We start from the raw sequence: 13,807 nt of genomic DNA, 5'->3' as shown, positions 1-13,807 counted from the left end.
AAGAACGTACATTCGCTTTTTGGTGGTTTTTTGGGTTTTAGATGGATATAGCGGAAGGTTTCGTGTATGATAGGGAGTGGTGAAAGAAATGAAAGAAACGATAAATATCTTTAACACAAAAACAACTGAAGAAGTGGCACAATACTTGTTAGGGATGTATTTAGAGCACGAAACAGCAACAGGCGTTTTAGGTGGGTACATTGTGGATGCAGAAGCTTATTTAGGTCCTGATGATGAGGCGGCCCATAGCTTTGGCTTGAGAAAAACGCCACGCTTACAAGCCATGTATGACAAACCAGGCACGATTTATTTATATACTATGCACACGCATTTAATTTTAAATATGGTGACACAAGAACAAGGCAAACCACAAGGGGTGATGATCCGCGCGATTGAACCTGTTGAAGGTGTCGACAAAATGATTGAAAATCGCCAAGGACGTCAAGGCGTGGAATTGACCAATGGACCAGGTAAATTAGTTGCAGCCTTAGGAATTGATAAGCAATTATATGGGAAGTCGATTTTTTCTAGTTCGTTACGGCTCGTGCCAGAAAAACGAAAATTTCCGAAAAAAATTGAGGCACTACCACGAATTGGGATTCCCAATAAAGGTCGTTGGACAGAGTTGCCTTTAAGATACGTCGTGGCTGGCAATCCATATATTTCTAAACAAAAAAGAACAGCAGTAGACCAAATAGATTTTGGCTGGAAGGATGAAGAAAATGAAAAAAGCAACAATGCTCACATACTTAGAGGAACAACTTGAAAAACACTTAGCAGATTACGAAGTAGGCCTTGATTGGGATCGCAAAAACCATACCATCGAAGTCATTGTTCGTTTATATGCAGAAAACAATGAGCAAGTGGCGATTGATGATGTTGATGGTACGCTTTCAGAAGAAGAATTCATTGAATTTGAAGATGGTTTGTTATTTTACAATCCGCAAAAGTCTGTCGTTGATGACGAAGAGTATTTAGTCACAATTCCTTATGAAGGAAAAAAAGGGCTACGCAAAGCAGTTTTAGACGGATTCATTCACTATTTAAAAGTGGTTTTAGATGAAGGGCAAAGTGATTTGTTAGACTTTTTATCAGATGAAACAGCGGAAGTTTTTGAATTGCATTGGGAGCCAGCAGATTTTGAAGCGATGATTAAAAAAGTGGCAGAAACAGAAAAAGAACAATGGATTGCGTATCCAAGTTATTAATTTAGAGGTGAGAACATGAAGTGGACAGAAGTAAAAGTAGAAACGGCTAGCGAAGCAGTTGAAGCAATTTCAAACATTATGATGGAAGCTGGCGCAAGTGGTGTGGCCATTGAAGATGCGTTGGACATTGAAAATTTTGAAAGTGATCTGTATGGGGAAATTTTAGATAAAGAGCAATTCACCCACATTAAAGAAGGGGCGATTGTGATGGCTTATTTTCCTGAAACAACCTTCTTACCAGAAATTTTACCATTTATGAAAGAAAATATTTTACGCTTGCCAGAGTACGGCTTATCCATTGGTAAAAACGAAATGACAATTAGTGAAGTAGCAGAAAGCGACTGGGCAACTGCTTGGAAAAAATATTATCATCCTGTCCGTGTCACACGATTCTTAACGATTGTTCCAAGTTGGGAAGCCTATCACCCACAAGATGAAGCAGAAAAAATTATCACATTGGATCCGGGCATGGCTTTCGGTACAGGCACGCATCCAACGACTCGTTTAACCTTGCAAGCTTTAGAAACTGTTTTACGTGGTGGCGAAACAGTTCTAGATGTAGGAACGGGTTCTGGTGTTTTGAGTATTGCAAGTCGCTATTTAGGGGCTAAAGACGTCTACGCATATGATTTAGATGAAGTAGCAGTTGCAGCGGCAAAAGAAAATATGGATTTAAATCCCATTGCGGCCGATGTTCATGTGTCAGCCAATGATTTACTAAAAGGGATTGACCATTCTGCTGATGTAATCGTCGCAAATATTTTGGCAGATATTATTGTGTTAATGATTGAAGATGCTTGGCGTTTGCTAAAACAAGACGGTACCTTCATTATTTCTGGAATTATTGAAGATAAAAAAGCAATGGTTTTAGAAGCACTAACGAAAGTCGGTTTTGTGGTGGACCAACTCTTTAATCAAGGCGATTGGTATGCGATTATCTTGAAGAAACCAGAGGAAGAGTAAAATGCAACGGTATTTCATGAAAGAAGATTATCAAGAAAAAGATTTGTATAAAGTCGCAGATGAAAACTATCATCATATTGTGCGAGTTATGCGAATGACGCCGAATGATCGTTGTTATTTAGTATTTCAAAATAAAACTGCCATTTTAGCTGAGATTGTGGAAATTGATTCAACATCTGTTTACTTTAAAGAAATTAGTAAAGAAGAAATGGACAAAGAATTGCCAATTGAAGTGACGATTGCGTGTGGGTTACCAAAAGGGGACAAGTTAGAATGGATTGTTCAAAAAGGCACGGAGCTAGGTGGCAATCAGTTTATCGGCTTTCCTGCGAAAACTTCCGTTGTCAAATGGGACCACAAAAAAAGAGCAGCCAAAGAAAAAAGATTACAAAAAATTGCCACAGAAGCGGCGGAGCAATCGCATCGGCAGCAGACACCAACTGTTTCTTTGGTGGAAAAAACACAAGAAATCATTGCGCAATTTGACTCATATGACACAGTCTTGGTTGCGTATGAAGAATCAGCAAAACAAGGAGAAAAAAGTCAATTAGCACAAGTGTTATCCACTTGCCAGCCAGGCGCACGTTTGTGTGTGCTCTTTGGACCTGAAGGTGGCTTTGCACCGCAAGAAATTGAACAATTTCTGCAGGCTGGGGCGAAACTTTGCGGGTTGGGTCCGAGAATTTTACGAGCAGAAACAGCACCGTTGTATCTTTTAAGTGCGGTTAGCTACCAAATGGAACTTTTAAATTAAACGAAAGCCCGCCTGTAAAATTCTTGTAGGCATTCTCTTTGAATAAAGAGAGAGTAAAAAAGCGACAGTGATTGAAATTTAAGGGAAATTTAGTATAATAGAGTTGTTGAAAGTGCTACTGTTTCAAGTGGTACTTTTCTTTTTTATTAAAATAGATAAAACGTGAACGAAGTGTTCTTTATCCAAAGGTCACCTTCATAGAGGAGTGAATACCATGCCAAAAGAAGAAATACTGACAGGCCCAGCGGTCATCAAAATTGTAAGTACCTATATGGGACCAGAACATGTTGAGTTGGTTCAAAAAGCATTAACTTATGCTGAAAAAGCACACGAAGGTCAAGTCCGACAATCAGGTGAACCTTACATCATCCATCCGATTCAAGTGGCAGGCATTCTGGCTGAATTACATATGGATCCCCATACTGTAGCAACAGGATTTTTACATGATGTTGTCGAAGATACGGACGTAACACTGGACGATTTAAAAGAAGAATTTGGCGAAGACATCGCAATGTTAGTCGATGGCGTAACGAAACTAGGAAAAATTAAATATAAATCTCATGAAGAACAATTAGCCGAAAATCATCGGAAAATGTTATTGGCAATGGCGCAAGATTTACGGGTTATTATGGTGAAACTAGCCGATCGTTTGCACAATATGCGCACATTAAAGCATTTACGTGAAGATAAGCAACGACGGATTGCACAAGAAACTTTAGAAATTTATGCGCCTTTAGCACATCGCTTAGGGATTAGTCGAATTAAATGGGAATTAGAAGATACGGCCTTACGTTATATTAACCCCAACCAATACTATCGAATTGTTAATTTGATGCAAAGCAAACGCGATGAACGTGAAGCTTATGTGGCAGAAGCAGTCGAAGATATTCGTTTAGCTACGGAAGATTTAGAAATTTACGCAGAAATATATGGTCGACCAAAACATATTTATTCAATCTATCGTAAAATGAAGGACCAAAAGAAACAATTTAATGAAATCTATGACTTATTAGCCATTCGTGTTATTGTCGATTCCATTAAAGATTGCTATGCCGTGTTAGGGGCGATTCATACACGTTGGACACCAATGCCAGGTCGCTTTAAAGATTATATTGCTATGCCAAAAGCGAATATGTATCAATCTATCCATACGACAGTTATTGGGCCAAAAGGGAATCCAGTAGAGGTCCAAATTCGGACCCATGAGATGCACCAAATCGCCGAATTTGGGGTGGCAGCTCACTGGGCCTATAAAGAAGGCAAAGCGGAAAAAATTGAAACAGATGAACTGACGAAGCAAGTCGATTGGTTCCATGAAATTATTGAATTACAAGATGAAAGCTATGATGCTTCTGAATTTATGCAAGGTGTGAAAGAAGACATTTTTAGTGACAAAGTCTATGTCTTTACGCCAAGTGGAGATGTAACCGAACTGCCAAAAGGCTCCGGACCACTAGATTTTGCCTACAGTATCCATACTGAAATTGGGAATAAAACAACCGGTGCGAAGGTCAACGGCAAAATGGTACAGTTAGACTATGTCCTAAAAAATGGGGATATTATTGAAGTCCTAACATCACCGAATTCTTTCGGACCTAGTCGCGACTGGCTGAAAATGGTTAAAACAAGTAAAGCCAAAAATAAAATCAAACGTTTCTTTAAAGAACAAGACCGTGAAGATAACATTATTAAAGGGCATGATGCTGTCATTAAATACATGACAGAAATCGGCTTTACACCGAAAGAATTTTTAACGAAGAATAAAATGGCGGAAGTGCTAGATAAATTTAAATTTCAAACGGAAGATGATTTATTTGCGGCAGTAGGTTATGGCGAAGTAAGTGCGCAAGTAGTGTGCAATCGTTTAACAGAAAAAGAACGCCGCGAACAAGAGTTGGAACGCCAACGTCAAGAAGCAGAAGAGTTGCTAAATCAGCCAGCTAAAAAAGAATCAGAAAAAATGAAAGTTCGTCATGAAGGCGGCATCGTGATTCAAGGGGTGGACAACCTATTGATTCGTTTAAGCCGCTGTTGTAATCCAGTGCCTGGTGATGAAATCGTTGGTTACATTACCAAAGGACGGGGCGTTTCAATTCATCGTGCGGACTGTCCTAACGTACAACATCAAGAAGAATTATCACAACGTCTAATTGAAGTTGAATGGGAAGATACCGAGCACAGTCGCAAAGAATATGCTGCCGATTTGGAGATTTACGGCTATGATCGTAGTGGCTTACTGAGTGATGTTTTACAAGTCATTAGTTCGATGACAAAAAATTTAGTTGGCGTTGAAGCTCGTCCATCCAAAGATAAGATGGCCCAGATTCATGTCACTGTGAAAATTCAAAACCTTTCTCATTTAAAAACCATCGTTGACAAAATTAAAAGTGTACCAGATGTTTATAGTGTTCGTCGAACCAATGGGTAAGTGTTAAAAGTGAGGCAAAAAAGATGAAAGTAGTTATTCAAAGAGTCAGTCAAGCACAAGTTGCGATAGAAGAGCAGATAGTGGGACAAATCAAACAAGGCTTCATGGTGCTGGTGGGCATCCATCAAGAAGACACGCCAGAAGATGTGGCTTATGTTGTTGGCAAAATCAGTAAATTACGTGTTTTTGAAGATGACGAAGGAAAAATGAATCGCAGTATTCAAGAGATTGAAGGATCAATTTTGAGTATCTCTCAATTTACCCTCTATGCAAAAACTAAAAAAGGCAATCGTCCCAGTTTTATTGAAGCGGCTCGTCCAGATGTGGCGATTCCTTTGTATGAATTATTTAATCAACAATTAGAAGCAGAAGGAATAGCGGTAGCCACAGGAGAATTTGGCGCGGATATGCAAGTGTCGTTGAACAATGATGGTCCAGTGACCATTGTGATTGATACACGAGAAAAATAATTGATTTTCCTGTCGGAACCCCTTGACTTTCTAAGAGAACTTTAGTAGTTTATAGATAATATTAAAAATCTACGAAGGAACGAGTAAGTTTCATCTGTCTGCGAAGAGAGAGTTGCCGTGGCTGAGAGCAACTTCAACAGTGAAAGTGAAAGACATTCTGGAGATGGACGGAAGAAAAGCCGTCCCGTTACGAGCGTTAATCGTTGAGGAAAGAGTAAAATCTTTCAAAACTAGGTGGTACCGTGTAAAAGAGACTTTTACGCCCTTGTATGTTCAACATACAAGGGCTTTTTTCATTTTTAGAAAAAAGAAAATGGCGCACACATTTTTGTGGAATGATAGAAGGAGAGAAAGACAATGAGTTATCAAAAACCAAAAGGAACAAACGATATTTTGCCAGGAACTTCTGAAAAATGGCAATTTGTGGAAGAAACAGCTCGTTTGATTTTTAAAGATTATCAATACCAAGAAATCAGAACCCCGATTTTTGAACATTATGAAGTGATATCTCGCAGTGTTGGCGATACTACAGATATTGTTTCAAAAGAAATGTATGATTTTTATGATAAAGGAGATCGTCACGTGACGCTACGTCCTGAGGGGACAGCGCCAATTGTTCGGGCCTTCGTTGAAAATAAATTATATGGTCCGGAATATACGAAACCATATAAAACCTATTACATGGGGCCGATGTTCCGCTATGAACGCCCACAAGCTGGTCGTTTGCGTCAATTCCATCAAATTGGTGTGGAAGCATTTGGTAGTGAAAACCCAGCATTGGATGTTGAAATCATGGCTATGGCTTTGGATTTCTTCAAACAATTAGGCATCCAACAAATCAAATTAGTCATTAATTCCTTAGGGGATAAAGAAACACGTGCTACGTACCGTCAAGCATTAATTGATTATTTAGAGCCCCATATGGCAGAATTAAGCGAGGATTCACAACGTCGCTTACACGAAAATCCATTGCGGGTGTTAGACAGCAAAGATAAAAAAGATAAGGTGATTGTCGCAGAAGCGCCCTCCATTTTAGATTATTTAAATGAACCATCTAAAGCACATTTTGAAGCAGTAACTGATATGTTAGATTTACTAGAAATTCCTTATGAAATTGATAGTAATATGGTTCGCGGCCTGGATTATTACACACACACAATTTTTGAAATTATGAGTGAAGCGCCTAAAATGGGTGCGCAATCAACTATTTGTGCAGGAGGCCGATACAATGGTTTAGTTGAAGAATTAGGCGGCCCAGACACACCAGGTTTTGGTTTTGGTATGGGCATTGAGCGAGTGTTGTTAACAATGGAAGCTGAAGAAGTTGTGATTCCAGCGTTATCTGAATTAGACGCATATGTGGTTGGGATTGGTTCAGACACCAACGTCGCAGCTTTGCAACTTGTTCAAAGCATTCGTAACTTTGGTTTCTCAGCTGATCGTGATTACATGAATCGCAAACCAAAAGCGCAATTTAAAACGGCCGATAAATTACAAGCAAAATTAGTTTTAACAATCGGTGAAAATGAATTGAATGAAGGCATTGTCAACGTAAAATCAATGGCAACACGCGAAGAAAAAGCCTTCCCGTTAAGTGCTATTCATGATTCATTTGATGAAGTGTATGACGAAATGATGACAAAAATGATTGAAGAATAAAAAGGAGAGATTGAGAAATGGCAAAACGCACAACCTATTGCGGCAATGTATCTGCCGAATTTATTGAAAAAGAAGTTGTATTAAAAGGATGGGTTCAAAAACGTCGTGACTTAGGAGGTGTTATCTTTATTGATTTACGTGACCGTGAAGGAATCGTCCAAGTGGTCTTTAACCCAGAAAAGTCAAAAGAAGCATGGGAAATTGCTGATAAATGTCGTAGTGAATACGTCATCGAAGTTAAAGGTCAAGTCGTTTATCGTGATAAAGAAGCGATTAATCCCAAAATGAAAACTGGCGAGTTTGAAGTGATGGCGACTGACATTACGATTTTAAATACTGCGAAAACAACGCCATTTACCATTGAAGATGATAATAACGTTAATGACGAATTGCGCATGAAATATCGTTATTTAGATTTACGTCGTCCATCAATGACAAACAACATTAAATTACGTCACCAAGTAACGAAAACAATCCGTCACTATTTAGATAATCATGACTTTTTAGACATTGAAACCCCTTATTTAGGCAAATCAACACCAGAAGGCGCTCGCGATTATTTGGTTCCTTCTCGTGTCCATGCCGGTCATTTTTATGCTTTACCACAATCACCACAACTCTTTAAACAATTATTAATGGGGGCAGGCTTCGATCGCTATTACCAAATCGTTCGTTGTTTCCGTGATGAAGATTTACGAGGCGACCGTCAGCCAGAATTTACACAAATCGATATCGAAACGACCTTTTTAACACCAGAAGAAATTCAAACATATACAGAAAATATGTTGGCTGAAGTGATGAAAGAGACAAAAGGAATTGAGATTTCTGTTCCGTTTCCACGAATGAGCTATGATGAAGCAATGGCACGCTATGGTAGCGATAAACCTGACACTCGTTTTGCTATGGAATTAATTGATGTCGCAGATGTAGTGAAAGACGTAGACTTCAAAGTTTTCCAAGCAGCGTTGGAAAATGGCGGACATGTGAAGGCTTTAAATGCAAAAGGCGCCGCAGATAAGTATTCTCGTAAAGATATGGATAACTTAGGTAAGTATGTGAGTCAATTTGGCGCAAAAGGCTTAGCTTGGTTAAAAGTTGAAGAAGATGGCTTAAAAGGACCAATTGCTAAATTCTTAACAGAAGTTAGTGATGAATTAATTGCTGCTACCAATGCAGAAGTCGGTGATATTTTAATGTTTGGTGCCGATAAACCTGAAATCGTAGCCGCTGCTTTAGGTGCGGTACGTACACGTTTAGGTAAAGAATTAGGTTTAATTGATGAATCGAAATTCAATTTCTTATGGATTGTGGATTGGCCGTTGTTTGAATATGATGAAGAAGCTGGCCGCTATGTTTCTGCTCATCATCCATTTACACAACCAAAAGCAGAGGATGTGGCCCGCTTAGCAATAGACCCAGCCTCTGTGTATGCTGAAGCTTACGATGTTGTCTTAAACGGCTACGAATTAGGCGGTGGCTCATTACGGATCCATACACGAGAATTACAAGAAAAAATGTTTGAAACGTTAGGTTTTACAAAAGAAGAAGCACAAGACCAATTTGGTTTCTTGCTAGACGCATTAGATTACGGCTTCCCGCCACATGGAGGGATTGCTTTAGGGCTAGACCGCTTAGCAATGCTATTGGCTGGGGAAGAAAATATTCGTGAAGTGATTGCCTTCCCTAAAAACGGGAAAGCAATTGACCCAATGAACAACGCACCAAGTTTAGTTTCTCCATTACAATTGTTTGAATTAAACATTGATGTAACAGCCATTGACGAATAAATGTTAAATCTAAAGAAAGAGTGACTTCATTGACGGATGAGGTCACTCTTTCTTTGGGAAGGAAAAGGATAACAAAATAAAAAGTGGCTGAGCTAAAAATCTGCCAATTGGCTGTTTTTTCTTTTTAGAAAACTTTGTATGATAACTGAGTGCATAAAGGAGCGAAACAAATGACAAAAATAATTTTAACAATTGGCGGTTCCGATCCTTTTTCAGGTGGCGGGATTCAAACAGATTTAAAAACGTTTGAAAATCATCAAGTCTTTGGCTTATCAACTTTAACTTGCCTTGCTACAGCCCCCAAGAATCATTTTCAGATTCATGACCTGGAGACTTCTTTGGTGAAAGAGCAACTCGCTTCCATACCTGCCGGGAGTTTAGACGGCATCAAGATTGGCTTGATTCACAGTGAAGAAAGTATGTTACAAATTGCAACCTTTTTGAAAAAGCACGCAGGTCTGCCGGTGGTGTTGGATCCTGTCTTGGCTTTTAAAGAAACGACTTCAGTTTATGAAAAAAGATACATGCAGTTATTGATTGAAAAACTTTTTCCATTTGCAACGATTATAACGCCTAATTTAAAAGAAGCAGAATTACTCATTGGCAGAAAATTAACAACCGTCGAAGAAGTTCAACAAGCGGCGGAAGAGTTAAACTCTTTAGGAGCGGCAACGGTGGTGATTAAAGGTGGTAATCGTTGGCTTGGCCAAGAAGCACGTGACTTTTTTTATGATGGACAACAACATATTCAATTGGTCAAAGAAAAAGTAATGGCCCACACCATTGATGGCGCTGGTTGTTCCTTTGCCTCTGCAATTGGTGCGAATTTAGTTAAAGGATATCCGTTAATTGAAGCAGTTGATTTAGCAAAAACATACGTTCATGAAGCCATTGTTTCTGGGGTCCAGCTAAATGCAGCTTTTGGAAGTGTGTGGCATGAAGGATTACTAGCAGGAGGTGTGGCGGATAATGACAAGAAAAATTAGTCTATATGCAGTAATTACCGCTTTAACAGTGGCTGTGTCAATGGTCTTTATTATCCCCGTCCCAGCAACAAATGGCTTTGTTACATTGGCGGATGCAGGGATTTACATTGCTAGTTTACTTTTTGGTCCGATTGGTGGCTTGACAGTCGGAGCTTTAAGCGGTGGTTTAATTGATTTATTGTCAGGCTATCCACAATGGTTCGTTTTTTCGTTATTGATTCATGGCGGACAAGGTTGGTTAGCAGGGCACTTCTTTAATAAAAATAAAAAGATGCAAACGCTAGGATTACTTTTAGCCAGTCTCCTCATGATTAGCGGGTATGCTTTAGCGACTAGCTGGCTTTACGGCGTGGGTGCGGGGATTGCCTCATTACCAGGGAATATCATTCAATCCTTATTTGGGGTGATTGTAGCATTGCCTCTTAGTCAAACATTAAAACGTGTGTTACCAAAAAATGGTCGTTTAGAAGAAAGAAGGATGAACAAATGACTATCGATGAAAAAATGTTAAAAGAACAGTTAGTGACAATTACAGAAGAAGTCATTACAGCAGGAAATTTACAAAAAGGGGACCTATTTGTTTTAGGTTGTACCACTAGCGAGGTAGTAGGTGGCGTCATTGGTAAAAATTCCAGTGCCGAAGTAGGACAATGGATTGTCTCAACCTTAATTGAACAATTAGATAAAAAAGGAATCTCTTTGGCTGTCCAAGGATGCGAACATATTAATCGTGCTTTAGCGATGGAACGTCGTGTGGCTGAAGAAAAAGGCTTTGAAATTGTCTCTGTAGTACCGCAATTACATGCTGGCGGTTCTTGTTCAGTGGCTGCCTTTGAAAATTTTGATGAACCTGTGGAAGTGGAGCATATTGTTGCTCAAGCAGGGATTGACATTGGCGATACATCTATCGGTATGCATGTAAAACATGTGCAAGTTCCTCTTCGCTTGAGCATTCGAACGTTAGGTGCGGCTCATGTTACAGCATTATATTCTCGTCCTAAATATATTGGTGGACCAAGAGCCCATTATGAAACAACCCAAGAACGAAATCGTTAAGATTTCGTTCTTTTTTCATTTCTATAAACATTTGATGAATCTTCCGTAATTATTATAGGAATCTCTTTTTTTCTCTCGGTAAACCACGTATAATATGAAAAGAAATGTAATTTATTGAAAACCTGAAACGAGGCTATTATTTATGAAAAAAATTTATGACGGACTGCCAGTTCATGACTATACAACAAAATTTTCTGTGTCGATTGTCTATGCTATTCTTGCATCAATTGCCATGAACTTTTTCTATCAACCAGGAAATATTTATTCCAGTGGCTTAACAGGCTTGGCACAAATTTTAACAACCCTCTCAACAAAAATTGTCGGTTTTAATGTGCCTGTCTCCATTACATTGTATCTGTTAAATGTGCCGTTATTCTTTATTGCGTGGAAAAAAATAGGTAAGAAGTTTACAATTTTTACTTTCATTACCGTGACTTTAACTTCATTATTTATGCATATTGTTCCGCAAACGGTGATGACCCAAGATCCAATTATCTGTGCTATTTTTGGTGGGGCGATTTCTGGATCAGGAATTGGTTTTGTCTTAAAAAACGGGGTTTCTTCTGGGGGCTTAGATATTCTAAGCATTACCATTCGGAAAAAAACGGGGCGTTCCGTTGGCTCGATTTCAATTTATTTTAACGCACTAATTGTCTTCGTTGCAGGTTATTTATTTGGCTGGCAGTACATGTTCTACAGTGCGTTATCAATTTTTGTAAGTGGGAAGGTCACAGATGCCGTTTATACTAAGCAAAAGAAAATGCAAGTTATGATTGTCACCAAAAACCCAGATCGAGTCGTGGATGAGATTCAAAAGAAAATGCGCCGCGGTATTACAATTATTCATGAAGCGGAAGGGGCATATCGCCACGACCGCCAAACTGTTTTGCTAACTATTGTGACACGCTTTGAGTTGCCAAGTTTAGAAGCAGCCATGAAAGAAAGTGATCCGAATGCCTTTGTCAGCATCTCAGATAATGTTAAAATTTTAGGACGTTTTTACGAAGAAGATTACAAATAAAAGGATATGAAGCAACGAGAGAATGGCTGTGTCTATTCTTTCGTTGCTTTTTTTTGAAAAATAAGTAAAAAAATGCTTTGTGAGAGGACCTGAAATTTCCATTTAAACAAGAAGTTAATTGAAAGACGTTCGTGAATTCCTTTGCTTTTGGTTTAATTAGATCTAATTATTCGGAAATAAGTTGCTATTATTTCCCACAAACGAATGCTTTGTTTGGATTTGAAAGAAAACGATGAAAAAAGAATCATTTTTATTGAAAAGACCTAAAAAAACTGGTACACTAAGTGTGTAATTGATAAGTACTTTTAATACTGTTATGAATAAATAGTAGGAAAAACGAACATCAATTCTATTTTTTTAAAGTTCATAGGTCGTTTTCAGTCTTACTTGGACATATTTCGGCCCACAAAAGGAGCGCATCATGTTAAAAGAATTTAAAATGATTGAAGCAGTTGCTCCAGATATGCTCGATGTATTACAAGAAAGATTCCAAATTCTTCGCAATATTTATTGGATGCAACCTATTGGACGTAGAAGTTTATCAGAAACGATGGGAATTACAGAGCGAGTCTTGCGTACAGAAACAGATGTTTTAAAGCAACTCAACCTGATTGAACCTTCAAAAAGCGGAATGACATTAACAGAACGCGGTTTGGAAGTCTACCAAGGCTTAGAATTAGTCATGAATCAATTGCTTGGCATGCACCAAATCGAAAAAGAAATGACACAGTACTTTGGCATTCAACGTTGTATCGTTGTTGCAGGAGATAGTGATATCCAAAAGAAAGTTCTTTCGGACTTTGGAGATGTCTTAACCAATACGCTGAATTTACTCTTACCAAATGGTGAGAATACAATTGCGGTTATGGGTGGGACAACAATGGCCATGGTGGCCGAAAATATGGGATCACTAGAAACTGAAAAACGTCATAATTTGTTTGTTCCAGCCAGAGGAGGGATTGGTGAAGCAGTTTCTGTCCAAGCCAATTCAATTAGTGCTGTAATGGCCAACAAAACGGGTGGTAACTACCGGGCGTTATATGTCCCAGAACAATTGAGTCGTGAAACGTATAATAGTTTATTACAAGAACCCTCGATTCAAGAAGTTCTTACGTTAATTAGTCATGCCAACTGTGTGGTGCACAGTATTGGTCGAGCGTTGCACATGGCGGCACGCCGAAAAATGTCTGATGACGAAATGGTTATGCTCAAACAAAAAAATGCCGTGGCAGAATCGTTCGGTTATTTCTTTGATGAAGAAGGAAAAGTGGTCTATAAAATTCCACGAATTGGTCTTCAATTAAAAAACTTACAAGAAATTCCCTATGTCGTCGCAATTGCGGGCGGCAAAACGAAAGCCAAAGCCATTCGCGCATATATGAAAAATGCACCAAAACAAACGTGGCTCATCACAGATGAAGCTGCTGCAAACGAGATTTTAAAAGGGGTAACCCTTTAAAATAAAAAATTTTTGA

Annotated in this window: 14 protein-coding genes; all 14 read left to right on the top strand. The window is 38.8% G+C overall.

What is annotated here, in order from left to right; translation table 11 throughout:
* The first annotated feature begins 88 nt into the window (after nucleotides 1-88).
* The 14 genes from IGJ90_RS08880 to IGJ90_RS08815 all read left to right on the top strand — a co-directional run bounded on the left by IGJ90_RS08880 (nucleotide 89) and on the right by IGJ90_RS08815 (nucleotide 13,791).
* Complete coding sequence (locus IGJ90_RS08880; protein WP_002366889.1) at nucleotides 89-766, top strand: DNA-3-methyladenine glycosylase; 678 nt, start codon at nucleotides 89-91, stop codon at nucleotides 764-766.
* The gene (locus IGJ90_RS08875; RefSeq protein ID WP_010713278.1) at nucleotides 723-1,208 is read left to right on the top strand and encodes a DUF3013 family protein; all 486 of its coding nucleotides are present in this window, start codon (nucleotides 723-725) and stop codon (nucleotides 1,206-1,208) included. Before IGJ90_RS08880 ends, IGJ90_RS08875 begins: the two co-directional genes overlap by 44 nt.
* A 15-nt stretch (nucleotides 1,209-1,223) precedes the next feature.
* Entirely contained in the window at nucleotides 1,224-2,171 is a 948-nt protein-coding gene (prmA, locus tag IGJ90_RS08870) for a 50S ribosomal protein L11 methyltransferase (protein WP_002366887.1), read from the top strand.
* A gap of 1 nt (nucleotide 2,172) precedes the next feature.
* The gene (locus tag IGJ90_RS08865) at nucleotides 2,173-2,925 is read left to right on the top strand and encodes a 16S rRNA (uracil(1498)-N(3))-methyltransferase (protein ID WP_104659670.1); all 753 of its coding nucleotides are present in this window, start codon (nucleotides 2,173-2,175) and stop codon (nucleotides 2,923-2,925) included.
* Nucleotides 2,926-3,139: 214 nt separating this feature from the next.
* A complete protein-coding gene (locus IGJ90_RS08860; RefSeq protein WP_002366884.1) occupies nucleotides 3,140-5,353 on the top strand; it encodes a RelA/SpoT family protein in 2,214 nt (737 codons plus the stop codon).
* Nucleotides 5,354-5,376: 23 nt separating this feature from the next.
* A complete protein-coding gene (dtd, locus tag IGJ90_RS08855; RefSeq protein WP_002366883.1) occupies nucleotides 5,377-5,823 on the top strand; it encodes a D-aminoacyl-tRNA deacylase in 447 nt (148 codons plus the stop codon).
* Between the two features lie 139 nt (nucleotides 5,824-5,962).
* Nucleotides 5,963-6,184: a hypothetical protein gene (locus IGJ90_RS08850; protein ID WP_002383130.1), complete on the top strand. Its 222-nt coding sequence runs from the start codon at nucleotides 5,963-5,965 to the stop codon at nucleotides 6,182-6,184.
* Nucleotides 6,181-7,482 carry a histidine--tRNA ligase gene (gene hisS / locus IGJ90_RS08845; RefSeq protein ID WP_002366882.1) on the top strand — a complete coding sequence of 434 codons (1,302 nt, stop codon included), beginning with the start codon at nucleotides 6,181-6,183 and terminating at the stop codon, nucleotides 7,480-7,482. The genes IGJ90_RS08850 and hisS overlap by 4 nt, the downstream gene beginning before the upstream one ends.
* Nucleotides 7,483-7,499: 17 nt before the next feature.
* A complete protein-coding gene (gene aspS, locus IGJ90_RS08840) occupies nucleotides 7,500-9,269 on the top strand; it encodes an aspartate--tRNA ligase (protein WP_002366881.1) in 1,770 nt (589 codons plus the stop codon).
* 149 nt (nucleotides 9,270-9,418) lie between these two features.
* Complete coding sequence (locus tag IGJ90_RS08835) at nucleotides 9,419-10,255, top strand: bifunctional hydroxymethylpyrimidine kinase/phosphomethylpyrimidine kinase (protein ID WP_002394562.1); 837 nt, start codon at nucleotides 9,419-9,421, stop codon at nucleotides 10,253-10,255.
* Nucleotides 10,239-10,745: an ECF transporter S component gene (locus tag IGJ90_RS08830; RefSeq protein ID WP_002357086.1), complete on the top strand. Its 507-nt coding sequence runs from the start codon at nucleotides 10,239-10,241 to the stop codon at nucleotides 10,743-10,745. Before IGJ90_RS08835 ends, IGJ90_RS08830 begins: the two co-directional genes overlap by 17 nt.
* Entirely contained in the window at nucleotides 10,742-11,311 is a 570-nt protein-coding gene (locus IGJ90_RS08825; RefSeq protein WP_252654238.1) for a TIGR01440 family protein, read from the top strand. Before IGJ90_RS08830 ends, IGJ90_RS08825 begins: the two co-directional genes overlap by 4 nt.
* Nucleotides 11,312-11,453: 142 nt before the next feature.
* Complete coding sequence (locus IGJ90_RS08820) at nucleotides 11,454-12,332, top strand: YitT family protein (RefSeq protein WP_002357090.1); 879 nt, start codon at nucleotides 11,454-11,456, stop codon at nucleotides 12,330-12,332.
* 421 nt (nucleotides 12,333-12,753) lie between these two features.
* Entirely contained in the window at nucleotides 12,754-13,791 is a 1,038-nt protein-coding gene (locus IGJ90_RS08815; RefSeq protein ID WP_002357092.1) for a sugar-binding transcriptional regulator, read from the top strand.
* Nucleotides 13,792-13,807: the final 16 nt, after the last annotated feature.

It is taken from the genome of Enterococcus sp. AZ129, from assembly GCF_051714505.1.
Classification (GTDB): Bacteria; Bacillota; Bacilli; order Lactobacillales; family Enterococcaceae; genus Enterococcus; species Enterococcus faecalis.
This window is presented reverse-complemented; position numbering and strand designations above follow the sequence as displayed.

What these genes read in the sequence shown, in the direction of transcription:
- dtd (WP_002366883.1), top strand. Translation starts at nt 5,377, where the DNA reads ATGAAAGTAGTTATTCAAAGAGTCAGTCAAGCACAAGTTGCGATAGAA.
- aspS (WP_002366881.1), top strand. Translation starts at nt 7,500, where the DNA reads ATGGCAAAACGCACAACCTATTGCGGCAATGTATCTGCCGAATTTATT.
- IGJ90_RS08860 (WP_002366884.1), top strand. Translation starts at nt 3,140, where the DNA reads ATGCCAAAAGAAGAAATACTGACAGGCCCAGCGGTCATCAAAATTGTA.
- hisS (WP_002366882.1), top strand. Translation starts at nt 6,181, where the DNA reads ATGAGTTATCAAAAACCAAAAGGAACAAACGATATTTTGCCAGGAACT.
- IGJ90_RS08820 (WP_002357090.1), top strand. Translation starts at nt 11,454, where the DNA reads ATGAAAAAAATTTATGACGGACTGCCAGTTCATGACTATACAACAAAA.
- IGJ90_RS08815 (WP_002357092.1), top strand. Translation starts at nt 12,754, where the DNA reads ATGTTAAAAGAATTTAAAATGATTGAAGCAGTTGCTCCAGATATGCTC.
- prmA (WP_002366887.1), top strand. Translation starts at nt 1,224, where the DNA reads ATGAAGTGGACAGAAGTAAAAGTAGAAACGGCTAGCGAAGCAGTTGAA.
- IGJ90_RS08830 (WP_002357086.1), top strand. Translation starts at nt 10,239, where the DNA reads ATGACAAGAAAAATTAGTCTATATGCAGTAATTACCGCTTTAACAGTG.
- IGJ90_RS08865 (WP_104659670.1), top strand. Translation starts at nt 2,173, where the DNA reads ATGCAACGGTATTTCATGAAAGAAGATTATCAAGAAAAAGATTTGTAT.
- IGJ90_RS08880 (WP_002366889.1), top strand. Translation starts at nt 89, where the DNA reads ATGAAAGAAACGATAAATATCTTTAACACAAAAACAACTGAAGAAGTG.
- IGJ90_RS08825 (WP_252654238.1), top strand. Translation starts at nt 10,742, where the DNA reads ATGACTATCGATGAAAAAATGTTAAAAGAACAGTTAGTGACAATTACA.
- IGJ90_RS08875 (WP_010713278.1), top strand. Translation starts at nt 723, where the DNA reads ATGAAAAAAGCAACAATGCTCACATACTTAGAGGAACAACTTGAAAAA.